Here is a 22,945-nt window from a genome sequence, read left to right as displayed (position 1 = left end):
TTCGGGGGAACGGCAGGTGTCGTGCGGAGAGGCGCGACGGGCACGGTTCTACGTTCGGGCGGCATGGAGAACGCAACGGTCGCCCCCATGCCCGGACCCAGCCGGCGCAGCGCCCTGTCCGGGCTCGCCGGTGCGGCCGGGGCCCTGCTGGCCGCCGGATGCACGGCCGCGGACACCTCGTCGGGACACAGGCCGGTGGCCGGAGCGTCCGCCTCCGCGACGGCCGGTGCCCCGGCCCCCGGTGCGATGGCGCTCTTCGACAACCCGGAGTTCAATTTCAGCGGGCTCCTGGCGCTCGGCGCGGCCGGTCAGCGCAGCAGCGAGGTGGGCGAGGTGCTCACCGCCGTGAACGCGATCAACAAGGCCGGCCTCTCCGCACAGACGTACGTCCAGATCTTCAGAAACCTCGGCGACCAGCTGATGAAGGCGCCGGAGGGCAGCGGACCCGACCGGGAGACCCGGCGCTTCCGTGCCCTGCGGGCCTCGCAGTACTACGCCCAGGCGCTGTTCTTCGTCCTCGGTTCCAACGACCCCGACGGCGAGGTGGCGCTGTACAGGGCCGGGCGCGGCGCCTGGGGCACCTTCTGCGGGCTGTGCGACCCGGCGCCGGTGACGGCGAAGGTCCCGTACGGGAGCACCCCGCTGCCCGTGTGGCTCTTCCGCCCGGACGCATCGGGACGAGCTCGCCCCACCGTGATCCTCACCAACGGCAGCGACGGACAGAACGTCGACATGTGGACGTACGGCGTGTCCGCCGCCCTGGACCGGGGGTGGAACGCCCTCGTGTACGAGGGACCTGGCCAGGGCCGGCTGCTCTTCATCGACCAGGTGGTGTTCACCCCGCGCTGGGAGAACGTGGTCAGGCCGCTCGTCGACTGGCTTGTCGCCCGCTCCGACGTCGACGCCGGCAGGATCGCCCTCACGGGGCTGAGCATGGGGGGCTGCCTGGCTCCCCGCGCGGCGGCCTTCGAGCGGCGGATCGCGGCCCTGGTGGCGATGCCCGGCTGCCTGGAGCCGTGGCTGGGCTTTCCTCCGGAGCTCCGGAAGATCCTCACCCCGGACAAGGCGGAGACCAACGCCGTCTGGAACAAGGAGGTGGTGCCGGAGCTGTCCCCCGCCGACGCGGCCACGCTGAAGAAACGCTTCGAGCCGTTCTCGGCCCCGGCGATGCTGGCGGCCCGCAAGGGCAGGATGTTCACGGACTTCCACACCCCGGCCGACCTCGTCCGGTCGCTGAGGATCACGGACGTCGTGGGCCGCGTCAAGGCCCCCACCCTGGTCCTCGACTACCAGGACGAGCAGTTCTACCCGGGCCAGGCACCCCAGATGTACGACAAGCTGAGGGCCCCCAAGGACTACGTGAAGCTCACGGCGGCGACGGGCGCCCAACTGCACTGCTCTCCGATGGCTCCGCAGCAGCACTGCGAGGTGGTGTTCGACTGGCTGGGGGAGAGGTTCGCGGGGGGCTAGGGCGTCCGAGGTCTGCTCGGGGCGGGGAACCAGTTCGGTCACCCGCCTTCGAAGATCTCTTCGGCCTTCGCAGCAGTGACGGCGTGGATGAGCCAGCGGCGGAGGACCTCCGGGTCGGTGCAACCCGTGATGCGCATGCGGACATTCTCGGAGACGTTGAGGCCGCGCTGTTCCCGGACGACCAGGATGTCTTCGGCGCGGCTCTCGGTACGGACTTCTTCAACGAGGTAGGACTTGTAGAAGGAGAGGTCCACGGCCACCAGGTTCCTCCAGAGGTGTTTGGCCGGGGGGCGGTTGCCCAGACCCTGTGCGGTGAATTCGACGATGGGGTTCGCGACGTCTTCCGGTGCGTTTCGCAGTGCTGTGGACAGGGCCTTGAGGTGGGGGGGCGCTCAGGTGGATCAGCTGCTCACCAGCCGAGGTAAGTGAGCTGCACGACGTAGACGCGTTCGCTCCGCACGACGATCTGGTACGTGAACATGCCACCGGGAACGGCGATGTCACCGCCCCTCGGATCGTCGCCGTCGTGGCTTCGGCCGTGTACGTACAGTGCCTCCGCCGCTCTGACCATCTCGGCGGCCTTACGCTCCACCTCGGCGAGGAATGCGGGCGGGGCGGTGCGGGCGGCTTCCTCCGCACCGAAGGCGTACTCCCAGGTCCAGCTCAAGCGCGTACTGCCTTCATGGCCTCGTCCAGGATGGCGCTCAGCTCCCGCAAAGCCTCCCTGGCGACGGCCGCGTCCTCATGCTCCAGATTGCTCTTGGCACGGGCGTGGCGGGCGGCGAGGCCGGGGCGGCGGGCGATCTCGATGTCCCTGGCCCAGGCCAGGACCCAGCTCCGCACCGGGGTGAGGGACTGCCACTCCACGGCCTTGGCGAACGCCTCGTCCTTTGTCCGCTGCATCTCCGGCAGGCGTCCGGGATCGACGACGGCGAGGGCGGCCCGCAGGGCGTCCGGGGTCTGCTCGGGGCGCGGGACCAGCTCGTGTCCGTGATCGGCCTGCGTGCTCATGGAGTCCTCCCGGGAGTGCACTGGCCAGGTTAGTCGTCCGGGGCGGCTGGGGTACTGGGGCGAGAACATTGATGTGCGTTCCTCCTGGTCAACGGGTGTACGAAGGGCCGGGGCCGGACGGAGCGCCGGTCCGGTCGGTTGCTGCCGGGCGGCAGTCGCGGCAGAGGGCTCCGGGCTCGGGCGCGCGGATGCCGCGGTCGCAGCCGTCGCAGTTGCGGAGGGGGTGACGGACGGGTGGGGGCTCGGCCGGTGCGCGGAACGGGAGCGGGAGTGGCAGCTGGGCGGTGAGGCGGTGGGCCAGGAGGGCGGCCGGGCGGCGCAGGGCCTCGGGTGGGAGGTCGGTGGTCAGGGCGTGGCGTACGGCGGTCGGGGGTACGCCGCGTTGCAGCCAGGCGGCGACTCCCGGGGCCAGGTGGGCCGTGTCGCAGGCGCTGAGGAGCAGGCGGGGGTCCTGCTGGTGCAGGGTGGCGAGGAGGTCGGCGGCCGTCCGGAGGAGGGTGGGGGAGGGGTACGCCGGTTGGGGGACGGGCGGGAGCGGGTGCTTCTTGCGGGATTCGCGGGGCTTTCTGTGAGAGGTGTGCTCCTCGGGGGCCGAGTCCGCGGGTGCGACACATTTCCCGGGAGTGTTGCAGTTCCGCGGGTCCACCACCCCCGTGGAGACGACCGGAACGGGTGTGTGGGCAGACTCCTGGTGGCGCGGTGCCTTCGGCTGGTTGCAGCTGATCGTGCGGGTGACGATCCGGCCGGCGGGGGTGCGTTCGCGTACGCGGCGCAGGTAGCCGTGGGCCTCCAGCTCGCGCAAACCGGCGGCGATCCGGTCGCGCCCCTCCGGGAAGCGCTCGGCGAGCGTCTTGATGTCCACGGGGGCGTTGCTCGGCAGGGACTGGATGTGCACGGCCAGCGCGATGGCGACCAGTGACAGCTCCGGGTGCTGGGCGAGGTGGTTGCCGATCACCGTGAAGCGGGTGGTGTGGCGGGTGTTCTCGTGGATGACGCCGTAGGCGCTGCGGCGGGCGCGCGTGCGTGCGTTCGCCCGGGAGTGGGGTTCGTCCGCGGCAACGGCTGACTGGGCGTGCGCGGGCACGCTAGGGTCGTGGGTACCCATCGGGAAGCTTCCTCTTCCTCGGTGGTCAGGCCCTCGATCGGGATCGCTACTCCCGGCCGGGGGCCGATGCATGTGTGCGGCTGTTTGCGCTGAGAGTAGGGGAGTCGGGGCCCGCGAAATCCAGCCGACCCTGGGATGTTCACCCGCCCGAGTGAGCGTGGGCCCCGGGCGGAGGGGTGGGGCTTGGTGGGGTCATTTCTCCCCCGGGTTCTTCGAGTGGAGATCGCCTCCGCGGCCGAAGCCCGTGGGGGCTGGTTCCGGTGGTGAGCAGCGCAGTTCCGCCCATACGGTCTTGCGCGGGAAACGGTCCTCCCGCACGCCCCAGCGGTCCGCGAGCGCGTCCACGAGGACCAGACCCCGGCCGGACTCGGAGCCGGAGGCCGGCTGTCGGAGCTGGGGGCGCCGCTCACAGCGGGTGTCGGTGACCTCGATCCGCAGGGTGTCGCCGACCACGTAGAACGTGAGCCGGAAGTCCCGCCCCGGGACGCGCCCGTGGGTGACCGCGTTGGCCGCCAGCTCGGCGACGATCTGACCCGGTGCCTCCAACGGAAGTCCCCAGGCCCGCATTTGTTCGGTGGCGAGGAGCCGGGCGAGACGGGCTCCTCGCGGGGTGGAGGAGAGCAGCACGCTGAAGTTCCGGACGGCGCAGCCGAGTTGGTCGGTGGATTCGGCGATTTCCTGATTCACATCACTCAGAGTGGCCGCGCCCGCCTACCGTGAACAGTGACGACGCCGTTGCGTACGGTGACTGTCCGGACGTTGTCCGGGGGTGTCCGGGCTGTCGGGAGAGGGAGGGGCGCGGGATGCTCGTGGACGGTGACGCGGGTCGGCTCAAAGGGGAGGCCGACGAGCCCGGGTGGGAGGTGGATCCGGACGACGAGTGGGGCCTGGCGGTGATCGCCACCGTGGGGAGGCAGCTGAAGCTGCGGCGCGAGGCGGTGGGGATGCGGGCCGCGGAGTTCGGGAAGGCGGTCGGGTACGGCGAGGACCTCGTCTACAAGATCGAGGGCGGGAAGCGGATCCCGCGGCCCGAGTATCTGGACAGGGCGGACGAGGTGCTCGGGGCGGGTGGGCTGCTCTCGGCGATGAAGGAGGACGTGGCCAAGGTCCGGTACCCGAAGAAGGTGCGGGAGCTGGCGAAGCTGGAGGCGCAGGCCGTCGAGATCGGGGCGTACGTCGGGCTCAGTGTCCACGGCCTGTTGCAGACCGATGAGCACGCCAGGGCACTGTTCGAGGCGCGCCAGCCTCCCTACTCGGAAGAGGAGGTGGAGCGCATGGTGGCCGCTCGCATGGCACGGAAGGCGATCTTCGAACGTTCTCCTGGTCCGTCACTCAGCTTCGTGCTGGAAGAGGCGCTGCTACGACGCCGCGTCGGAGGCACAATGGTGCGGCGTCGCCAACTCGAACATCTGCTGGAGGTGGCGCAGTTGCGCAATGTGACCTTCCAGGTGATGCCGACGGACACCGACGCCCACCCCGGCGTGGACGGCAAGATCGAGGTGTTGAAGTTCGCTGACGGGACGGCTGTGGGGCGTTCCGATGGCGCGTTCAACGGGCGCCCGATCTTCGACCCGAAACAGCTCCGGATCCTCGAACTGCGCTATGGCATCATCCGGGCCCAGGCTCTCACGCCAGGCGAGTCGCTCGCGTTCATCGAGCAAGTAATAGGAGAAGTATGATCCCCGAAGCCTCCGCCGGAGACACCTCTGAGCTGGCGTGGTTCAAGAGCACCTACAGCGACGGGACCGAAGGCGACTCCTGCGTCGAGATCGCCATAGCCCCGCACACCATCCACGTCCGCGACTCCAAGAACGTCGGCGGCCCCCAGCTCGCGCTCAAGCCGGACGCCTGGGCCGGCTTCGTGCAGTACGCCTCGGGAAGCTGATCCTCAACTGCACGCGCCCCACCCCGGTCGACACCGGGAGCGGGGCGCGTAGACGTGGCACCGACTGCTACGGCGTCACCACCTTCCCCCCGAAGGTGACGACGAGCGAGCCGTTCGAGGCGAAGGACCAGCCGAGGGCGCCCGAGTACGAGGAGCACCGGGAGCCGTTGGAGCCGGTCCAGAACTGGTTGGAGCTGTCGGCCTCGCCGGAGATCTTGTCGTTCGACCCGCTGACGCCGAACCAGCACGGGGCGTTGTTCGAGATGGCCATCGTGCCGGGGTTGCTGTTGTGCGTGAACCCGTGATGGCCGTTGCGGTAGGCGATGTCGTGCCGGACCACGTGGTTGACCGCGATGCCGTCGCCCCCGAGCTTGTAGCCGTTGCGGTCGCCGTTCTTGAAGACGATGGCCCGGAGCCGGACCTCACTGTGCGATGTCAGCGGTGCCCACGCTTCGCGGACTGGGAATCGTCCCGTCGGCGACCAGCTCACTCACCGCGTCGGCATGTTCGCGGACCAGGTAGTCCATGGCATGCTCCGTCGACGACTGGTACTCCAGCTGCTCGCCGTAGAAGCGCAGCCGCTCCTGGCAGTCCTCGATGATCTCTCCCCAGGTCCTGACCCAGATCCGGAACCGGGGCTGGGAAAGGGCACATCCGGGCATCCGGTCGTGCTGGTGCGCGAGTTGGCGAAGCCCTTCGTCCATATTGTTGCCGACCAGCCAGAAGTCCCAGGTCACGGCAGCATCCCGGTATCTGTCGGCGTTCACGACGGCTTGGGCGTAACTGTTGATCTGGCCGAACTCGGTCATGGTCAGGACAGTAGTCGGCCTCTTCAGTTCGACGACCAGGTGGTGCCGCTCACCCTTTCCGCGCCGGGCCGCCTGGGACAGCATGAGATCGACGCGGCCTCTGCGGCCGTCCTCCATCACCACGGTCTCGGCCGGCACGAGATCTTCGCGCCCAAGGAGCCGGCAGTGCTGCCGCAGGACCTCGTTCAGACTGCGGTCACTGGCGTGCAGGCCGTACTCCTCGCCGAAGACCCAGCATTCCTTCTCCAGGATGCGGTGCAGCTCACCGTGCTCCTTGACACGCTGTCTGGCGCCGCCGTCGAAGACCAGGTGCTCCAAGGCTGCCAGAAAGTCCAGCCGGTCGGTGGCTGCGGCCGATGCCTTGATCAGGGCGGACAACGGTGTACGGTCCAGCAGGCGGGCCAGTTCCTCTTGCTCCTGCTTGGAGAGGGTGAACAATTCCTCGGCGATCCGCAGGACGTCTCCCGGTTCGTGAGCCAGGACGGACCTCAGGAGCGCGAAGGTGGTCTTGCGGGCCCGCGTGTACCTGGGCAGGTGCCGGACGACGGTCGTGGCGACGGCATCGAACGTCTCCCGCTCGGCCCGCTCCCGCTCGTCGGCGGGCTCTCCGGCGTACGGATAGATGCCCTCCTCCTGCCACTGGCCGACCTGTTCCCGCCGACGCTCGTCCACTCGTGAGCGGAAGTGACTCCTCAGGTGTTCACGGGCCATCGCGACCACCTCGGCCGGCACGCCGCTGGGAGCCCACTCCGCGAAGGCGAGCTCATCGGCGTCCAGCTCGTCGAAACCAGGCCACTGGAGGTGGGCCGTGAACTCGAATCCCGGGGCCTGGATGCCGGGCTTCAACTGGATCCGTGACATGCCCTCCCCGTCACAGAGGAAAAGCGCGCGGGTCACCGGCTTGCGCCACTCGATGACCTTGAGCTGTGCCGGCTCACCAGCCCGCTCACCGTCCAAGTTCAGGGCGTAGTTGCGGACGTGCAGCTGCTCCGAGGACGGGTCCAGCTCGTGGCCGTCGTACTCGATGCGGACGTCCGGATACTTCTCCAGGTACGTTGCGAACGCCGCAGTCAGCGATGACCTGGTGCGCTCCTCCGCCAGCACGTCCAGTTGCGCGCTGCCGAACGCCTCGAAGAGGGTGCCCGGTGGGGCTGTGGTGGGCTCCGGTTCACTGATGTCGAACTCGTCCATGCAGTGCCGGTCGGACTCGATCACCAGTCGCTGCCGCCCGGCGATTCCGTCGCTGACGCTGGTCCAGCGGACCTGGACACCGAGCGCGAAGGCGCGTACTCGGCCCCTGCCGTTCTTGCCGTGCAGCGCCCGCTTCTTCACAGGAGTGCCCTGGGCGCTCTTCTTCCAGGAGGCCCCGATCGGACGGAAGTACTCCTCGCACTGCTCGGCCGACATTCCGCTGCCGTCGTCCTCGACCCGGACCCGTTCCACGCCTCCGAGGTCGTTCCGCTCCAGTACGACGACGACACGGCCGGCGTCGGCGTCGAGGGCGTTCCAGACCAGCTCCTCGACAGCGCCGATGGGATCCCGCAGCCGAGCCAGCTCGGCGATGTGTTCGCGGCTGGTCTCGAGCCGTACCTTTACCATCACGGGACCTCCTGGCGTGCCTGCCCTGATCAGAGCGCAAGCTAGCCTGTCCTGAGGCGAGTGACCTGCGAAACGGCAGGGAATCGCCCGGCCGGGGCGCCGTGACAGGCACGGTCGCGGGAGCCTCGCGCGGGGCCCACGTGAGGTCGGGCGCCTTGACTCGCCGAGGTCCGCCGGATCGGCTGCGGCCTCTCCTCTCGGCGCGCCGGGCGGACGCCAGGGTTTGACCTACGTCACCCTCGGGGTAATCTCTCCGGCCCGATTGGCCAGCCCCCCGCCCCCTATGGCAAACTGTCGGAGTTGCTCGGTCGAGTGTTGATGCTGCGCGCCTCCCGCCGGGAGGACCGGAAGCGAGTCCCACAGTACTCGTCGTCCTAACTGCCTGACGGCAGCGCTGGGGCGGACGTACGGGAATCTTTCGGGAAGCGTGGGCGCGGCGCCGACCAGGCACCCGGTGGGCCTTTTGGTCCCGGTCGGCGCGGTTCGCAGGGCCGTGCGCAATCCCGCAGGGATGTTCGAACAAGGGACATCTGTGTCAGCGGGGGTGCGACACGCCCGACCGCGTGGGTCGGAGGACGAGGGCAGAGAACGCCGGGTTCCAGAGCGTAAGAGAGACAGGACTACGAAGCAGCCATGGCGGGACAGAAGATCCGCATCCGGCTCAAGGCCTACGACCACGAGGTCATCGACTCCTCGGCGAAGAAGATCGTCGAGACGGTGACCCGCACTGGTGCGTCGGTCGCGGGCCCGGTGCCGCTGCCCACTGAGAAGAACGTGTACTGCGTCATCAAGTCGCCGCACAAGTACAAGGACTCGCGCGAGCACTTCGAGATGCGCACGCACAAGCGCCTGATCGACATCCTCGACCCGACCCCCAAGACCGTTGACTCTCTGATGCGACTCGACCTCCCGGCCGGCGTCGACATCGAGATCAAGCTCTGAGGCCGGTGATCTGAAGAGATGGCTAAGCAGATCAAGGGCATCCTGGGCGAGAAGCTCGGTATGACGCAAGTGTGGGACGACAACAACCGCGTTGTCCCGGTCACCGTCGTCAAGGCCGGGCCGAACGTCGTCACCCAGGTCCGTACGAACGACGTCGACGGCTACGAGTCCGTCCAGATCGCCTTCGGCGAGATCGACCCGCGCAAGGTGAACAAGCCCCTCAAGGGTCACTTCGCCAAGGCCGACGTCACCCCGCGTCGTCACCTCGTCGAGATCCGCACGTCGGATGCCTCCGAGTACACCCTCGGCCAGGAGATCACCGCTGAGGTGTTCGAGGCCGGTGTGAAGGTCGACGTCACCGGCAAGAGCAAGGGCAAGGGCTTCGCCGGTGTCATGAAGCGTCACAACTTCAAGGGCCTCGGCGCCGGACACGGCACCCAGCGCAAGCACCGCTCCCCCGGTTCGATCGGTGGCTGCGCCACCCCGGGCCGTGTGTTCAAGGGCGTCCGCATGGCCGGTCGCATGGGCAACGAGCGCGTCACCACCCAGAACCTGACCGTCCACGCCGTTGACGCGGAGAAGGGTCTGCTGCTCATCAAGGGCGCGGTTCCCGGTCCGAACGGCGGCCTCGTCCTGGTCCGCACCGCGGCCAAGGGGGCCTGAGGTAACCGATGAGCACTGTTGACATCCTTTCGCCGGCGGGCGAGAAGGCCGGTTCCGTCGAGCTCCCCGCGGAGATCTTCGGCGTTGAGAAGGTCAGCGTCCCGCTGATCCACCAGGTCGTCGTCGCACAGCTGGCCGCTGCCCGCCAGGGCACGCACAAGACGAAGACGCGTGGCGAGGTCCGTGGTGGCGGCAAGAAGCCGTACCGCCAGAAGGGCACCGGTCGCGCCCGCCAGGGTTCGACCCGCGCGCCGCAGTTCGCCGGTGGTGGCGTCGTGCACGGTCCCGTGCCGCGCGACTACTCGCAGCGGACCCCGAAGAAGATGAAGGCCGCGGCCCTGCGCCACGCCCTCACCGACCGGGCCCGCAACAACCGCATCCACGTCGTGACCGACGTGGTCGAGTCGGACATCTCCACCAAGGCCGCCAAGGCTCTCCTCGCCAAGATCAGCGAGCGCAAGAACGTGCTGCTGGTCGTCGACCGCGAGAACGAGAAGGCCGTGCTGTCCGCTCGCAACCTGCCCCAGGTCCACATCCTGGAGCCGGGCCAGCTGAACACGTACGACGTGATCGTCTCCGACGACGTGGTCTTCACCCAGGCCGCTTTCGAGTCCTTCGTGTCCGGCCCGAAGGCCACTGACACCGAAGGGAGCGAGGTCTGATGGCTATCCGTCACCCCGCCATTGCCTCGAAGGCCGCCAAGGCCGCCAAGGCCGCGCGCGTCGCCAAGGCGCGTCGTCACGCCGCGGAGGGCAAGAACACCGTCGAGACCCCGCTGAGCAAGGCGTACACGGACCCCCGTGACGTCCTGATCAAGCCGGTCGTCTCCGAGAAGAGCTACGCGCTCCTCGACGAGAACAAGTACACGTTCGTCGTCGACCCGAGTGCCAACAAGACCCAGATCAAGCAGGCCGTCCAGGCGGTCTTCTCGGTCAAGGTCACCGGGGTCAACACGATCAACCGCCAGGGCAAGCGCAAGCGGACCCGCACCGGCTTCGGCCAGCGTGCGGCCACCAAGCGCGCGATCGTGACCCTCGCCGAGGGCGACCGTATCGACATCTTCGGCGGTCCGACCGCCTAAGGGCGGTCCGGATCGTCCGATATCGGACGAGGACTGAGAAATGGGTATCCGCAAGTACAAGCCGACTACGCCGGGCCGTCGTGGCGCCAGCGTCGCCGACTTCGTCGAGGTCACGCGGTCCACGCCGGAGAAGTCGCTGGTCCGTCCCCTGCACAGCAAGGGCGGCCGTAACAATTCCGGTCGTGTGACCGTCCGCCACCAGGGCGGTGGCCACAAGCGCGCCTACCGCGTGATCGACTTCCGTCGTCACGACAAGGACGGCGTGCCGGCGAAGGTCGCGCACATCGAGTACGACCCCAACCGCACCGCGCGCATCGCGCTGCTGCACTACGCCGACGGCGAGAAGCGCTACATCCTCGCCCCGCGCAACCTGCAGCAGGGCGACACCGTGGAGAACGGTCCCGGGGCCGACATCAAGCCGGGCAACAACCTGGCCCTCCGCAACATCCCGGTCGGTACCACGATCCACGCGATCGAGCTCCGTCCCGGTGGCGGCGCCAAGTTCGCCCGCTCCGCCGGTGCCTCCGTGCAGCTGCTCGCGAAGGAGGGCGCCTACGCCCACCTGCGCATGCCGTCCGGTGAGATCCGCCTGGTCGACGTCCGCTGCCGCGCCACCGTCGGCGAGGTCGGCAACGCCGAGCAGAGCAACATCAACTGGGGCAAGGCCGGCCGCAAGCGGTGGCTGGGCGTTCGCCCGACCGTCCGTGGTGTGGTCATGAACCCGGTCGACCACCCGCACGGTGGTGGTGAGGGCCGTACCTCCGGTGGCCGTCACCCCGTGTCCCCGTGGGGCCAGAAGGAAGGTCGTACGCGTTCTCCCAAGAAGGCGAGCAACAAGTACATCGTCCGCCGCCGCAAGACGAACAAGAAGCGCTAAGGACGGGTTGAGATGCCTCGTAGCTTGAAGAAGGGGCCCTTCGTCGACGACCACCTGATGAAGAAGGTGGACTCGCAGAACGAAGCCGGCACCAAGAACGTCATCAAGACCTGGTCCCGCCGCTCCATGATCGTCCCGGCCATGCTGGGCCACACGATCGCGGTGCACAACGGCAAGACCCACATCCCGGTGTTCGTCACCGAGTCGATGGTCGGCCACAAGCTCGGCGAGTTCTCGCCGACCCGCACCTTCCGGGGCCACGTCAAGGAAGACCGGAAGTCGAAGCGCCGCTAGTAGCGGATCGCATTCAGACACGTAAGTAACTGAAGGGACAACCATGGAAGCCAGGGCCCAGGCGCGGTACATCCGCGTCACGCCCATGAAGGCCCGCCGCGTGGTGGACCTCATCCGTGGCATGAACGCCACGGAGGCCCAGGCCGTCCTGCGATTCGCTCCGCAGGCCGCCTCGGTGCCGGTGGGCAAGGTGCTGGACAGCGCCATCGCCAACGCCGCGCACAACTACGACCACACCGATGTCGACAGCCTCTTCGTTTCCGAGGCCTTCGTCGACGAGGGCCCGACCCTGAAGCGGTTCCGTCCGCGTGCCCAGGGCCGTGCCTACCGGATCCGCAAGCGGACCAGCCACATCACCGTGGTCGTCAGCAGCAAGGAAGGAACCCGGTAATGGGCCAGAAGGTAAACCCGCATGGGTTCCGGCTCGGTATCACGACCGACTTCAAGTCGCGTTGGTACGCCGACAAGCTCTACAAGGACTACGTCAAGGAAGACGTCGCCATCCGTCGGATGATGACGTCCGGCATGGAGCGCGCCGGCATCTCCAAGGTGGAGATCGAGCGCACCCGTGACCGCGTTCGCGTGGACATCCACACCGCGCGTCCGGGCATCGTCATCGGCCGCCGTGGCGCCGAGGCCGACCGCATCCGCGGCGACCTCGAGAAGCTCACGGGCAAGCAGGTCCAGCTGAACATCCTCGAGGTCAAGAACCCCGAGACCGACGCTCAGCTCGTGGCCCAGGCCGTTGCCGAGCAGCTCTCCTCCCGCGTCTCCTTCCGCCGCGCCATGCGCAAGAGCATGCAGTCGGCGATGAAGGCGGGCGCCAAGGGCATCAAGATCCAGTGCGGTGGCCGCCTCGGCGGCGCCGAGATGTCCCGCTCGGAGTTCTACCGCGAGGGCCGCGTGCCCCTGCACACGCTCCGCGCGAACGTGGACTACGGCTTCTTCGAGGCCAAGACGACCTTCGGCCGCATCGGCGTGAAGGTCTGGATCTACAAGGGCGACGTCAAGAACATCGCCGAGGTCCGCGCCGAGAACGCCGCCGCCCGTGCGGGCAACCGCCCGGCCCGTGGTGGCGCCGACCGCCCGGCCCGTGGTGGCCGCGGTGGCGAGCGGCGCGGTCGCAAGCCGCAGCAGGCTGCCGGCGCCGAGGCCCCCAAGGCCGAGGCTCCCGCGTCCGCTCCGGCTGAGAGCACCGGAACGGAGGCCTGACCGAAATGCTGATCCCCCGTAGGGTCAAGCACCGCAAGCAGCACCACCCCAAGCGCGACGGCGCGGCCAAGGGTGGCACGACGGTTGCGTTCGGCGAGTACGGCATCCAGGCGCTCACCCCGGCGTACGTGACGAACCGCCAGATCGAGGCCGCTCGTATCGCCATGACGCGTCACATCAAGCGTGGTGGCAAGGTCTGGATCAACATCTACCCGGACCGTCCGCTCACCAAGAAGCCCGCCGAGACCCGCATGGGTTCCGGTAAGGGTTCTCCGGAGTGGTGGATCGCCAACGTCAAGCCCGGACGCGTGATGTTCGAGCTGTCGTACCCCAACGAGAAGATCGCCCGTGAGGCGCTGACCCGTGCGGCCCACAAGCTGCCGATGAAGTGCCGGATCGTCAAGCGCGAGGCAGGTGAAGCGTGATGTCGGCCGGTACCAAGGCGTCCGAGCTGCGCGAGCTGGGCAACGAGGAGCTTCTGGGCAAGCTCCGCGAGGCCAAGGAAGAGCTGTTCAACCTCCGCTTCCAGGCGGCGACGGGCCAGCTCGAGAACCACGGCCGTCTGAAGGCGGTCCGCAAGGACATCGCGCGGATCTACACCCTGATGCGCGAGCGTGAGCTGGGCATCGAAACGGTGGAGAACGCCTGATGAGCGAGAACAACGTGACTGAGAACACTGAGGCGCGCGGCTTCCGCAAGACCCGTGAGGGTTACGTCGTCAGCGACAAGATGGACAAGACCGTCGTCGTCGCCGTCGAGGACCGCGTGAAGCACGCCCTGTACGGCAAGGTCATCCGCCGTACGAACAAGCTCAAGGCGCACGACGAGCAGAACGCCGCGGGTGTCGGCGACCGCGTCCTCCTGATGGAGACCCGGCCGCTGTCCGCGACCAAGCGCTGGCGCGTCGTCGAGATCCTCGAGAAGGCGAAGTAATAAGCGAGGGCTTCAGCCCCCGCTGACCCCGCCAGGGGCTGCCGCCCCTGGTACCCCGTCGGGGGCTGACGCCCCCGCCCCCGGGCACCCGCCCTCGGCCTCCGGCCGGCGGGCGAGGCCCGGGGAGGCCGAGGCCAGGCGGTCCGGCCGGCCCGCGAGTCCTTCGCGGGGCCCGGCCCGACGGCCTGCGGCCGCCGTCAGCGCGGTCCCGCCCCCGGCGGAGAGGGTTTCCGCCTGTAGAGGCGCAAGTAATTCCTGCGTGGCAGACCTCGCAGGACAGTTCCGCCAGGCTCTCCGGGCAGGCCCCGGAGGGAACCGGCAGACGATCAGGAGATAGACGTGATCCAGCAGGAGTCGCGACTGCGCGTCGCCGACAACACTGGTGCGAAGGAGATCCTTTGCATCCGTGTGCTCGGTGGCTCCGGTCGCCGCTACGCGGGCATCGGTGACGTCATCGTCGCCACCGTCAAGGACGCGATCCCCGGTGGCAACGTGAAGAAGGGTGACGTCGTCAAGGCGGTCATCGTTCGCACCGTCAAGGAGCGCCGCCGTCCGGACGGCTCGTACATCCGCTTCGACGAGAACGCCGCCGTCATTCTGAAGAACGACGGCGACCCTCGCGGCACCCGCATCTTCGGCCCGGTCGGGCGTGAGCTGCGCGAGAAGAAGTTCATGAAGATCATCTCGCTGGCTCCGGAGGTGCTGTAAGCATGAAGATCAAGAAGGGCGACCTGGTCCAGGTCATCACTGGCAAGGACAAGGGCAAGCAGGGCAAGGTCATCGCGGCCTACCCCCGCGAGGACCGTGTCCTGGTCGAGGGTGTCAACCGGGTCAAGAAGCACACCAAGGCCGGTCCGACCGCTCGCGGTTCGCAGGCCGGTGGCATCGTCACGACCGAGGCCCCGATTCACGTGAGCAACGTTCAGCTCGTCGTGGAGAAGGACGGCAACAAGGTCGTCACGCGTGTCGGTTACCGCTTCGACGACGAGGGCAACAAGATCCGCGTTGCCAAGCGGACGGGTGAGGACATCTGATGGCTACCACCACGACTCCGCGTCTGAAGCAGAAGTACCGCGAGGAGATCGCGGGCAAGCTGCGTGACGAGTTCAAGTACGAGAACGTCATGCAGATCCCCGGCCTCGTCAAGATCGTGGTCAACATGGGTGTGGGCGACGCCGCCCGCGACTCCAAGCTGATCGAGGGCGCGATCCGCGACCTCACCACGATCACCGGTCAGAAGCCGGCCGTCACCAAGGCCCGCAAGTCCATCGCGCAGTTCAAGCTGCGTGAGGGCCAGCCGATCGGTGCCCACGTCACGCTCCGTGGCGACCGCATGTGGGAGTTCCTGGACCGCACCCTGTCGCTCGCGCTGCCGCGCATCCGCGACTTCCGCGGTCTGTCCCCCAAGCAGTTCGACGGCCGTGGCAACTACACCTTCGGTCTCACGGAGCAGGTCATGTTCCACGAGATCGACCAGGACAAGATCGACCGCACCCGGGGTATGGACATCACCGTGGTGACCACGGCGACCAACGACGCTGAGGGCCGTGCGCTCCTTCGTCACCTCGGCTTCCCGTTCAAGGAGGCGTGAGCGAGATGGCGAAGAAGGCTCTGATCGCTAAGGCTGCTCGCAAGCCGAAGTTCGGTGTGCGTGGCTACACCCGCTGCCAGCGCTGTGGCCGCCCGCACTCCGTGTACCGCAAGTTCGGCCTGTGCCGCGTGTGCCTTCGTGAGATGGCTCACCGTGGCGAGCTGCCGGGCGTGACCAAGAGCTCCTGGTAATCCCCCTTTTAGGGATTCCGGAAGCTCTCGGTAAGCATCTGGGTCGGCAGGGGTCCTTCTCCGCATGCCTTAGGCTTGTGGGGTTGGGCGTCTGCCGCCCGTACGACTTACTACGCCGTAGGTCCACCGCGCCGCACCCGTCCCGTCTCGGATCGGGGAGAGGGATGGCGCACCAGGAAACCCCGGCGAGAGAGGCCGAAGGCCAATTCATGACCATGACTGATCCGATCGCAGACATGCTTACGCGTCTGCGTAACGCGAACTCGGCATACCACGACTCCGTGACGATGCCGGCATCGAAGATCAAGTCGCACATCGCTGAGATCCTCCAGCAGGAGGGCTTCATCACGGGCTGGAAGATCGAGGACGCCGAGGTCGGTAAGAACCTCGTCCTCGAGCTGAAGTTCGGCCCGAACCGTGAGCGCTCCATCGCGGGCATCAAGCGGATCTCCAAGCCCGGTCTCCGGGTGTACGCGAAGTCCACCAACCTGCCGAAGGTGCTCGGCGGCCTCGGCGTGGCGATCATCTCCACGTCTCACGGGCTCCTCACCGACAAGCAGGCCGGCAAGAAGGGCGTGGGTGGGGAAGTCCTCGCCTACGTCTGGTAGCAGAAGGGAACGGAGGAAACAGCTATGTCGCGCATCGGCAAGCTCCCCATCGCGGTTCCCGCCGGCGTGGACGTCACCATCGACGGCCGTACGGTCTCGGTCAAGGGCCCCAAGGGCGAACTGACCCACACCGTTGCCGCGCCGATCGACATCGCCAAGGGCGAGGACGGCACCCTGCAGGTGACCCGCCCCAACGACGAGCGTCAGAACAAGGCCCTGCACGGCCTGTCCCGCACGCTGGTGGCGAACATGATCACCGGCGTGACCCAGGGTTACGTGAAGAAGCTCGAGATCAGCGGTGTCGGTTACCGCGTGACGGCCAAGGGTTCGAACCTCGAGTTCGCGCTCGGCTACAGCCACCCGATCACCGTCGAGGCGCCCGAGGGCATCACCTTCAAGGTGGAGACCCCGACCCGCTTCCAGGTCGAGGGCATCGACAAGCAGAAGGTCGGCGAGGTTGCGGCCAACATCCGCAAGCTGCGCAAGCCCGACCCGTACAAGGCCAAGGGCGTCAAGTACGAGGGCGAAGTCATCCGCCGCAAGGTCGGAAAGGCGGGTAAGTAAGCCATGGCATACGGGCAGAAGATCCTCAAGGGCGACGCCTACAAGCGCGCCGCGATCAAGCGCCGTCACATCCGGATCCGCAAGAAGGTGTCCGGTACGGCGGAGCGTCCCCGTCTGGTCGTGACCCGCTCCAACCGCCACATCGTGGCGCAGGTGATCGACGACCTCAAGGGCCACACCCTGGCTTCCGCGTCCACTCTGGACGCGTCGGTCCGCGGTGGCGAGGGCGACAAGTCGGCGCAGGCCAAGCAGGTCGGCGCCCTGGTCGCCGAGCGTGCCAAGGCCGCCGGTGTCGAGGCTGTCGTGTTCGACCGTGGTGGCAACCAGTACGCCGGGCGCATCGCCGCCCTGGCGGACGCCGCCCGCGAAGCCGGGCTCAAGTTCTGAGCCTGCCGTAGCTAGCGGAAACAGAGAGAGGTAATTCCAATGGCTGGACCCCAGCGCCGCGGTGGCGGTGCCGGTGGCGGCGAGCGGCGGGACCGGAAGGGCCGTGACGGCGGCGCTGCTGCCGCCGAGAAGACCGCGTACGTTGAGCGCGTCGTCGCGATCAACCGCGTCGCCAAGGTTGTGAAGGGTGGTCGTCGCTTCAGCTTCACCGCGCTGGTCGTGGTGGGCGACGGTGACGGCACCGTGGGTGTCGGTTACGGCAAGGCCAAGGAGGTGCCGGCCGCCATCGCCAAGGGCGTTGAGGAGGCCAAGAAGCACTTCTTCAAGGTCCCCCGGATCCAGGGCACCATCCCGCATCCGATCCAGGGTGAGAAGGCTGCCGGCGTCGTGCTGCTCAAGCCCGCGTCGCCCGGTACCGGTGTTATCGCCGGTGGTCCGGTGCGTGCCGTGCTCGAGTGCGCCGGTATCCACGACGTGCTGTCGAAGTCGCTCGGCTCCGACAACGCGATCAACATCGTGCACGCGACCGTGGAGGCCCTGAAGGGCCTGCAGCGTCCCGAGGAGATCGCGGCCCGCCGTGGTCTGCCGCTCGAGGACGTCGCCCCCGCGGCCCTGCTGCGTGCGCGTGCCGGGGCGGGTGCGTAATCATGGCGCAGCTCAAGATCACGCAGACGAAGTCCTACATCGGCAGCAAGCAGAACCACCGCGACACCCTGCGTTCCCTGGGCCTCAAGCGCCTGGGTGACGTGGTCGTCAAGGAGGACCGTCCCGAGTTCCGCGGCATGGTGCACACCGTCCGCCACCTCGTGACGGTCGAGGAGGTCGACTGATCATGGCGGAGCAGAACCCGCTCAAGATCCACAACCTCCGTCCCGCCCCGGGCGCCAAGACCGCCAAGACCCGTGTCGGTCGTGGTGAGGCGTCGAAGGGTAAGACGGCCGGTCGTGGTACCAAGGGCACGAAGGCCCGCTACCAGGTTCCGGAGCGCTTCGAGGGCGGCCAGATGCCGCTGCACATGCGCCTCCCGAAGCTGAAGGGCTTCAAGAACCCGTTCAAGACCGAGTACCAGGTCGTGAACCTCGACAAGCTGGCCGCGCTCTACCCCGAGGGCGGCGAGGTCACCGTCGAGGGTCTGGTGGCCAAGGGTGCCGTTCGCAAGAACGCGCTCGTCAAGGTGCTCGGCCAGGGCGAGATCTCCGTGGCGCTGCAGGTGACGGTCGACGCCGTCTCCGGCTCCGCCAAGGAGAAGATCACCGCCGCCGGCGGTACCGTCACCGAGCTCGTCTGAAACTTTCGGGCGTCTCGATGACCTGAACGATCCCGACCGGGGATACCTCTCACATAGGGGTATCCCCGGTCGGTCGTTCCAAGGGGGCAGTCTCGCCGGTATGGTGGCCTGCACTGCCCAGTTTCACCGGGTGTCGCGGTTCGGGCACCCGGGGCGGCAGTTGGCCGTTACGTATGTCGTTGTTGTCCTTGTTCAGTCGGAAACTCAGACCGTCACCCTTGACGCAGTTGCGCGGGGGTCGCAGGAGGCACCGTGCTCACCGCGTTCGCCCGGGCGTTCAGGACGCCCGACCTGCGCAAGAAGCTGCTCTTCACGCTCGGGATCATCGTGATGTACCGGGTCGGTACGCACATCCCGATCCCCGGCGTCGACTACAAGAACGTTCAGACCTGTATCGACGTGGCCAAGGGACAGCAGGGCCTGTTCGGTCTGGTCAACATGTTCAGCGGCGGCGCGCTGCTGCAGATCACGATTTTCGCGCTGGGCATCATGCCGTACATCACGGCGAGCATCATTCTCCAGCTGCTGACCGTGGTCATCCCGCGCCTTGAGGCCCTGAAGAAGGAGGGCCAGGCGGGTACGACGAAGATCACGCAGTACACCCGTTACCTGACGGTGGCGCTGGCGATCCTCCAGGGCACCGGTCTGGTGGCCACCGCCCGCAGCGGCGCCCTGTTCTCGGGCTGCCCGGTGGCGTCCTCGATCGTGCCCGACCAGTCGATCTTCAGCACCATCACGATGGTCATCTGCATGACCGCCGGTACCGCCGTCGTCATGTGGCTCGGCGAGCTGATCACCGACCGCGGCATCGGCAACGGCATGTCCATCCTGATGTTCATCTCGATCGCCGCGACCTTCCCGTCCGCCCTGTGGGCGATCAAGAAGCAGGGCACCCTGGCCGGCGGCTGGATCGAGTTCGGCACGGTCATCCTGGTCGGCCTGGTCATGGTCGGCCTGGTGGTCTTCGTCGAGCAGGCGCAGCGGCGCATTCCCGTGCAGTACGCCAAGCGGATGATCGGCCGCCGCTCCTACGGCGGCACGTCCACGTACATCCCGCTCAAGGTCAACCAGGCGGGTGTGATCCCCGTCATCTTCGCGTCGTCGCTGCTCTACATCCCGGCGCTGATCGCGCAGTTCGCCGGGGGCAACTCCGGGTGGAAGTCCTGGATCCAGCAGAACCTCACCAAGGGTGACCACCCGATCTACATCACCCTTTACTTCCTGCTGATCGTGTTCTTCGCGTTCTTCTACGTGGCGATCTCGTTCAACCCCGAGGAAGTCGCGGACAACATGAAGAAGTATGGTGGCTTCATCCCGGGCATCCGGGCCGGTCGGCCCACCGCTGAGTACCTGTCGTACGTACTCAACCGGATCACCTGGCCGGGTTCGCTGTACCTGGGTCTGATCGCTCTCGTACCGACAGTGGCGTTGGTCGGCTTCGGGGCGAGCCAGAACTTCCCGTTCGGTGGCACCAGCATCCTGATCATCGTGGGTGTCGGCCTCGAGACGGTGAAGCAGATCGAGAGCCAGCTCCAGCAGCGCAATTACGAAGGGTTCCTCCGCTGATGCGAATCGTGCTCGTCGGGCCGCCCGGTGCCGGCAAGGGGACGCAGGCCGCGTTCCTCGCCAAGAACCTGTCGATCCCGCACATCTCCACGGGCGACCTGTTCCGCGCCAACATCAGCCGGCAGACAGAGCTCGGGAAACTCGCGAAGTCCTACATGGACGCGGGCAACCTGGTGCCCGACGAGGTCACCATCGCGATGGCCAAGGACCGCATGGAGCAGCCGGACGCGCAGGGCGGCTTCCTGCTGGACGGCTTCCCGCGCAACGTCTCGCAGGCCGAGGCGCTCGACGACATGCTCGAGGCCGAAGGCATGAAGCTGGACGCGGTGCTCGACCTGGAGGTCCCCGAGGACGAGGTCGTCAAGCGCATCGCGGGCCGCCGGGTGTGCCGCAACGACTCGTCGCACGTGTTCCACGTGTCGTACAAGACGCCGAAGCAGGAGGGCGTCTGCGACATCTGCGGCGGCGAGCTGTACCAGCGGGACGACGACTCCGAGGAGACGGTGCGCAAGCGACTGGAGGTCTACCACACGCAGACCGAGCCGATCATCGACTACTACAAGGCCCAGGGCCTGGTGGTCACGATCTCGGCCCTCGGCAAGGTGGAAGAGGTCACGGCACGCGCGATGGAGGCGCTCCGGCAGAAGGTGGGCGACAGGTAGTCGCTCCCGGCACTCCACGGCCGCGGTTCCCCGACGGGGGCCGCGGCCGACGTGTGCGGTGCCACCGCTTTGCGCCCCCGGACGCGGGTGCCGGCCCGACGGCCTCCTCAAGCGCCGGACGGGCTGGACGCGCCGCACCGTATCTTTGTTGGTGTCCGTCTCTCCCCGGTCCAGAAAGGCCGCAGCCCCCATGGTGCAGATCAAGACCCGCGAGCAGATCGCCAAGATGCGTGAGGCGGGGCTGGTCGTCGCCGCCGTGCACGCGGCCACGCGCGAGGCGGCTGTGCCGGGCGCCACGACGAAGGACCTGGACGAGGTCGCCCGCAAGGTGCTGGCGGAGCACGGGGCGAAGTCGAACTTCCTTGGGTACGGCGGCTTCCCGGCGACCATCTGCACCTCGGTGAACGAGGTCGTCGTCCACGGCATCCCCTCCGACGAGGTGGTCCTCAAGGACGGCGACATCATCTCCGTCGACGCCGGCGCGATCGTGGACGGCTGGCACGGCGACGCCGCGTTCACCGCGTTCGTCGGCTCCGGCCACGCCCCGGAGCTCATCGAGCTGTCCCGGGTGACCGAGGAGTCGATGTGGGCCGGCATCGCGGCGGTGAAGCAGGGCCACCGCCTCGTCGACGTCTCCCGGGCCATCGAGACGTACATCCGGCGGCAGCCGAAGCCGGGCGGCGGCCGGTACGGGATCATCGAGGACTACGGCGGCCACGGCATCGGAACCGAGATGCACATGGACCCGCACCTGCTGAACTACGTCGACCGGCGCCGCGGCAAGGGCCCGAAGCTGGTGCCCGGTTTCTGCCTGGCGATCGAGCCGATGGTGTCGCTCGGCACCCCGAAGACCGAGGTCCTGTCGGACGACTGGACGGTCATCACGACGGACGGCACGTGGTCGTCCCACTGGGAGCACTCCGTCGCCCTCACGGAGGAGGGCCCCCTGGTGCTGACGGCTCCCGACGGGGGCAAGGCGAAGCTCGCCGAGCACGGGGTCACGGCGGCGCCGGATCCGCTGGGCTGACGTCGGTCAAGGAACCGTCCCCCCGTGCATAGCGATCACCCCGATGGGGCAGACTTTCGCGATTCGTTTTTCCGGGTGCGCTGACGTAGACTGACTCGTCGGCTCTTGTGCATCCGCATGTCCGCATGCACGCGTATGGCGCACCATGAGTCGATCAAGGTAGTCGATTCGAAGGGCGAAGCGTGGCCAAGAAGCAAGGTGCCATCGAGATCGAGGGCACTGTCGTCGAGTCTCTTCCGAACGCCATGTTCAAGGTCGAGCTCCAGAACGGCCACCAGGTCCTGGCACACATCAGCGGCAAGATGCGTATGCACTACATCCGCATCCTCCCTGACGACCGGGTCGTGGTGGAGCTGTCTCCGTACGACCTGACGCGTGGCCGGATCGTCTACCGCTACAAGTAGATCTTGCCCACGTCCCGCGTGAGCGGGGCCGCCGGCAACTGACCCGGAGAACCTCACATCCCATGAAGGTCAAGCCGAGCGTCAAGAAGATCTGCGACAAGTGCAGGGTGATCCGCCGTCACGGCCGGGTCATGGTCATCTGCGAGAACCCGCGCCACAAGCAGCGCCAGGGCTGACGCACGAGCGACCGCACCCTCTGCACCGCTATCGCAGAGTTTCGCGCGACGCGAGCTGAATTTGTTCATACGCAGGGCCCAAGCCGCTTGAGGCGACTTGACACCCCCGGTTCGGAGGCCGGGGACCCAGTTCGTACCTGATACGGCGGCTGGGAACCGGTCCTGTGGAAGACCTCCGAAGATCACCAGGAGCCATTGAATGGCACGCGTTTCCGGTGTCGACATCCCGCGCGAAAAGCGCGTGGAGATCGCCCTCACCTACGTGTTCGGCATCGGCCGGACCCTCTCGAAGGAGACGCTGGCTGCGACCGGCGTCGACCCGAACACCCGTGTTCGTGACCTGACCGAGGAGCAGCTGGTCGCGATCCGCGAGTACGTCGACAACAACATCAAGACCGAGGGTGACCTCCGTCGCGAGATCCAGGCCGACATCCGCCGCAAGGTCGAGATCGGTACCTACCAGGGTCTGCGTCACCGTCGCGGTCTGCCCGTCCGCGGTCAGCGCACCAGCACCAACGCCCGTACCCGCAAGGGCCCGCGTCGCGCCATCGCCGGCAAGAAGAAGCCGGGCAAGAAGTAGTCCGCAGCGGACACCTGTCC

At 67.6% G+C, this 22,945-nt stretch carries 35 protein-coding genes and 2 pseudogenes; 30 read left to right on the top strand and 7 right to left on the bottom strand.

All coding sequences use genetic code 11. The annotated features are described in order from the left end of the window. Positions 1–63: 63 nt before the first annotated feature. Positions 64–1,470: an alpha/beta fold hydrolase gene (locus AB0N14_RS03930; protein ID WP_366024102.1), complete on the top strand. Its 1,407-nt coding sequence runs from the start codon at positions 64–66 to the stop codon at positions 1,468–1,470. A 38-nt stretch (positions 1,471–1,508) separates the two neighbouring features. On the opposite strand, the pseudogene AB0N14_RS03925 reads toward AB0N14_RS03930, so the two are convergent. From AB0N14_RS03925 to AB0N14_RS03905, 5 genes and pseudogenes are all read right to left on the bottom strand, one after another. Next, positions 1,509–1,850, bottom strand: a pseudogene (locus AB0N14_RS03925) (hypothetical protein); the annotation flags it as partial. Between the two features lie 29 nt (positions 1,851–1,879). Beyond that, on the bottom strand, positions 1,880–2,137 hold the full coding sequence (locus tag AB0N14_RS03920; RefSeq protein WP_366024101.1) for a hypothetical protein: 258 nt from the start codon (positions 2,135–2,137) through the stop codon (positions 1,880–1,882). After that, entirely contained in the window at positions 2,134–2,481 is a 348-nt protein-coding gene (locus AB0N14_RS03915; RefSeq protein WP_366024100.1) for a hypothetical protein, read from the bottom strand. Before AB0N14_RS03915 ends, AB0N14_RS03920 begins: the two co-directional genes overlap by 4 nt. A gap of 88 nt (positions 2,482–2,569) precedes the next feature. After that, positions 2,570–3,586: a helix-turn-helix domain-containing protein gene (locus AB0N14_RS03910; RefSeq protein ID WP_366024099.1), complete on the bottom strand. Its 1,017-nt coding sequence runs from the start codon at positions 3,584–3,586 to the stop codon at positions 2,570–2,572. Between the two features lie 192 nt (positions 3,587–3,778). Then, positions 3,779–4,273 (bottom strand): ATP-binding protein, encoded by a 495-nt coding sequence (locus AB0N14_RS03905; RefSeq protein WP_366024098.1) that lies wholly within the window; start codon positions 4,271–4,273, stop codon positions 3,779–3,781. A gap of 116 nt (positions 4,274–4,389) precedes the next feature. On the opposite strand from AB0N14_RS03905, the gene AB0N14_RS03900 reads away from it, so the two are divergent. Together AB0N14_RS03900 and AB0N14_RS03895 are read left to right on the top strand one after the other, a co-directional pair. Further along, a complete protein-coding gene (locus tag AB0N14_RS03900) occupies positions 4,390–5,265 on the top strand; it encodes a helix-turn-helix transcriptional regulator (protein WP_366024097.1) in 876 nt (291 codons plus the stop codon). Continuing rightward, positions 5,262–5,471: a DUF397 domain-containing protein gene (locus tag AB0N14_RS03895; protein ID WP_366024096.1), complete on the top strand. Its 210-nt coding sequence runs from the start codon at positions 5,262–5,264 to the stop codon at positions 5,469–5,471. Before AB0N14_RS03900 ends, AB0N14_RS03895 begins: the two co-directional genes overlap by 4 nt. 67 nt (positions 5,472–5,538) lie before the next feature. Here the strand turns inward: AB0N14_RS03895 and AB0N14_RS03890 are convergent. Next, positions 5,539–5,865: pseudogene (locus AB0N14_RS03890) on the bottom strand (right-handed parallel beta-helix repeat-containing protein); the annotation flags it as partial. Positions 5,866–5,893: 28 nt separating this feature from the next. Beyond that, on the bottom strand, positions 5,894–7,879 hold the full coding sequence (locus AB0N14_RS03885) for an ATP-binding protein (protein ID WP_366024253.1): 1,986 nt from the start codon (positions 7,877–7,879) through the stop codon (positions 5,894–5,896). Positions 7,880–8,512: 633 nt separating this feature from the next. On the opposite strand from AB0N14_RS03885, the gene rpsJ reads away from it, so the two are divergent. The 27 genes from rpsJ (at position 8,513) to rpsM (ending at position 22,925) form a co-directional block, all read left to right on the top strand. Further along, on the top strand, positions 8,513–8,821 hold the full coding sequence (gene rpsJ / locus AB0N14_RS03880; protein ID WP_003948644.1) for a 30S ribosomal protein S10: 309 nt from the start codon (positions 8,513–8,515) through the stop codon (positions 8,819–8,821). Between the two features lie 18 nt (positions 8,822–8,839). Then, positions 8,840–9,484, top strand: coding sequence for a 50S ribosomal protein L3 (rplC, locus tag AB0N14_RS03875; protein WP_366024095.1), 645 nt, complete (start codon positions 8,840–8,842; stop codon positions 9,482–9,484). Between the two features lie 8 nt (positions 9,485–9,492). Next, positions 9,493–10,146 (top strand): 50S ribosomal protein L4, encoded by a 654-nt coding sequence (gene rplD / locus AB0N14_RS03870; protein ID WP_366024094.1) that lies wholly within the window; start codon positions 9,493–9,495, stop codon positions 10,144–10,146. Continuing rightward, positions 10,146–10,565 (top strand): 50S ribosomal protein L23, encoded by a 420-nt coding sequence (rplW, locus tag AB0N14_RS03865; RefSeq protein WP_366024093.1) that lies wholly within the window; start codon positions 10,146–10,148, stop codon positions 10,563–10,565. Before rplD ends, rplW begins: the two co-directional genes overlap by 1 nt. A gap of 40 nt (positions 10,566–10,605) precedes the next feature. Continuing rightward, a complete protein-coding gene (rplB, locus tag AB0N14_RS03860; RefSeq protein ID WP_200418827.1) occupies positions 10,606–11,442 on the top strand; it encodes a 50S ribosomal protein L2 in 837 nt (278 codons plus the stop codon). A gap of 12 nt (positions 11,443–11,454) precedes the next feature. Beyond that, the gene (rpsS, locus tag AB0N14_RS03855; protein WP_039656232.1) at positions 11,455–11,736 is read left to right on the top strand and encodes a 30S ribosomal protein S19; all 282 of its coding nucleotides are present in this window, start codon (positions 11,455–11,457) and stop codon (positions 11,734–11,736) included. A gap of 43 nt (positions 11,737–11,779) precedes the next feature. After that, the gene (rplV, locus tag AB0N14_RS03850; protein ID WP_366024092.1) at positions 11,780–12,127 is read left to right on the top strand and encodes a 50S ribosomal protein L22; all 348 of its coding nucleotides are present in this window, start codon (positions 11,780–11,782) and stop codon (positions 12,125–12,127) included. After that, complete coding sequence (gene rpsC / locus AB0N14_RS03845; RefSeq protein ID WP_066995710.1) at positions 12,127–12,948, top strand: 30S ribosomal protein S3; 822 nt, start codon at positions 12,127–12,129, stop codon at positions 12,946–12,948. The genes rplV and rpsC overlap by 1 nt, the downstream gene beginning before the upstream one ends. 5 nt (positions 12,949–12,953) lie before the next feature. Beyond that, on the top strand, positions 12,954–13,373 hold the full coding sequence (gene rplP, locus AB0N14_RS03840) for a 50S ribosomal protein L16 (protein WP_103837549.1): 420 nt from the start codon (positions 12,954–12,956) through the stop codon (positions 13,371–13,373). Next, positions 13,373–13,597 carry a 50S ribosomal protein L29 gene (gene rpmC, locus AB0N14_RS03835; RefSeq protein WP_018564811.1) on the top strand — a complete coding sequence of 75 codons (225 nt, stop codon included), beginning with the start codon at positions 13,373–13,375 and terminating at the stop codon, positions 13,595–13,597. The genes rplP and rpmC overlap by 1 nt, the downstream gene beginning before the upstream one ends. Then, the gene (rpsQ, locus tag AB0N14_RS03830; protein WP_317435898.1) at positions 13,597–13,881 is read left to right on the top strand and encodes a 30S ribosomal protein S17; all 285 of its coding nucleotides are present in this window, start codon (positions 13,597–13,599) and stop codon (positions 13,879–13,881) included. Before rpmC ends, rpsQ begins: the two co-directional genes overlap by 1 nt. A gap of 339 nt (positions 13,882–14,220) precedes the next feature. Then, the gene (rplN, locus tag AB0N14_RS03825) at positions 14,221–14,589 is read left to right on the top strand and encodes a 50S ribosomal protein L14 (protein ID WP_003998823.1); all 369 of its coding nucleotides are present in this window, start codon (positions 14,221–14,223) and stop codon (positions 14,587–14,589) included. Between the two features lie 2 nt (positions 14,590–14,591). Then, complete coding sequence (gene rplX / locus AB0N14_RS03820; protein ID WP_030671805.1) at positions 14,592–14,915, top strand: 50S ribosomal protein L24; 324 nt, start codon at positions 14,592–14,594, stop codon at positions 14,913–14,915. Further along, entirely contained in the window at positions 14,915–15,472 is a 558-nt protein-coding gene (rplE, locus tag AB0N14_RS03815; RefSeq protein WP_023547375.1) for a 50S ribosomal protein L5, read from the top strand. The genes rplX and rplE overlap by 1 nt, the downstream gene beginning before the upstream one ends. 5 nt (positions 15,473–15,477) lie before the next feature. Further along, positions 15,478–15,663: a type Z 30S ribosomal protein S14 gene (locus AB0N14_RS03810; RefSeq protein WP_003948630.1), complete on the top strand. Its 186-nt coding sequence runs from the start codon at positions 15,478–15,480 to the stop codon at positions 15,661–15,663. Between the two features lie 209 nt (positions 15,664–15,872). Next, the gene (gene rpsH / locus AB0N14_RS03805) at positions 15,873–16,271 is read left to right on the top strand and encodes a 30S ribosomal protein S8 (RefSeq protein WP_007494756.1); all 399 of its coding nucleotides are present in this window, start codon (positions 15,873–15,875) and stop codon (positions 16,269–16,271) included. A 24-nt stretch (positions 16,272–16,295) separates the two neighbouring features. Further along, a complete protein-coding gene (rplF, locus tag AB0N14_RS03800; RefSeq protein ID WP_366024091.1) occupies positions 16,296–16,835 on the top strand; it encodes a 50S ribosomal protein L6 in 540 nt (179 codons plus the stop codon). Between the two features lie 3 nt (positions 16,836–16,838). Next, positions 16,839–17,222 (top strand): 50S ribosomal protein L18, encoded by a 384-nt coding sequence (gene rplR / locus AB0N14_RS03795; RefSeq protein ID WP_318201882.1) that lies wholly within the window; start codon positions 16,839–16,841, stop codon positions 17,220–17,222. A 39-nt stretch (positions 17,223–17,261) separates the two neighbouring features. Further along, the gene (rpsE, locus tag AB0N14_RS03790; RefSeq protein ID WP_009190144.1) at positions 17,262–17,867 is read left to right on the top strand and encodes a 30S ribosomal protein S5; all 606 of its coding nucleotides are present in this window, start codon (positions 17,262–17,264) and stop codon (positions 17,865–17,867) included. Positions 17,868–17,869: 2 nt separating this feature from the next. Beyond that, on the top strand, positions 17,870–18,052 hold the full coding sequence (rpmD, locus tag AB0N14_RS03785) for a 50S ribosomal protein L30 (RefSeq protein WP_009190145.1): 183 nt from the start codon (positions 17,870–17,872) through the stop codon (positions 18,050–18,052). A gap of 2 nt (positions 18,053–18,054) precedes the next feature. Further along, positions 18,055–18,510: a 50S ribosomal protein L15 gene (gene rplO / locus AB0N14_RS03780; RefSeq protein ID WP_059127184.1), complete on the top strand. Its 456-nt coding sequence runs from the start codon at positions 18,055–18,057 to the stop codon at positions 18,508–18,510. A gap of 252 nt (positions 18,511–18,762) precedes the next feature. Then, positions 18,763–20,076 carry a preprotein translocase subunit SecY gene (gene secY, locus AB0N14_RS03775; protein WP_366024090.1) on the top strand — a complete coding sequence of 438 codons (1,314 nt, stop codon included), beginning with the start codon at positions 18,763–18,765 and terminating at the stop codon, positions 20,074–20,076. Continuing rightward, positions 20,076–20,738 (top strand): adenylate kinase, encoded by a 663-nt coding sequence (locus AB0N14_RS03770; RefSeq protein WP_366024089.1) that lies wholly within the window; start codon positions 20,076–20,078, stop codon positions 20,736–20,738. Before secY ends, AB0N14_RS03770 begins: the two co-directional genes overlap by 1 nt. 190 nt (positions 20,739–20,928) lie before the next feature. Beyond that, entirely contained in the window at positions 20,929–21,765 is an 837-nt protein-coding gene (gene map, locus AB0N14_RS03765; protein ID WP_366024088.1) for a type I methionyl aminopeptidase, read from the top strand. Between the two features lie 182 nt (positions 21,766–21,947). Beyond that, entirely contained in the window at positions 21,948–22,169 is a 222-nt protein-coding gene (infA, locus tag AB0N14_RS03760) for a translation initiation factor IF-1 (protein ID WP_003948620.1), read from the top strand. 62 nt (positions 22,170–22,231) lie between these two features. Continuing rightward, positions 22,232–22,345, top strand: a complete 114-nt coding sequence (gene rpmJ / locus AB0N14_RS03755; RefSeq protein WP_003998809.1) for a 50S ribosomal protein L36 — start codon at positions 22,232–22,234, stop codon at positions 22,343–22,345. Between the two features lie 199 nt (positions 22,346–22,544). Further along, positions 22,545–22,925, top strand: coding sequence for a 30S ribosomal protein S13 (gene rpsM, locus AB0N14_RS03750; RefSeq protein ID WP_067240336.1), 381 nt, complete (start codon positions 22,545–22,547; stop codon positions 22,923–22,925). Positions 22,926–22,945 lie beyond the last annotated feature (20 nt).

Origin of the sequence: Streptomyces sp. NPDC051104, assembly GCF_040682835.1 — a bacterium.
In the GTDB taxonomy this organism is placed as follows: Bacteria; Actinomycetota; Actinomycetes; order Streptomycetales; family Streptomycetaceae; genus Streptomyces; species Streptomyces cynarae.
The sequence above is the reverse complement of the archived record's forward strand: the minus strand, read 5'-3'. Positions and strand labels throughout refer to the sequence as shown.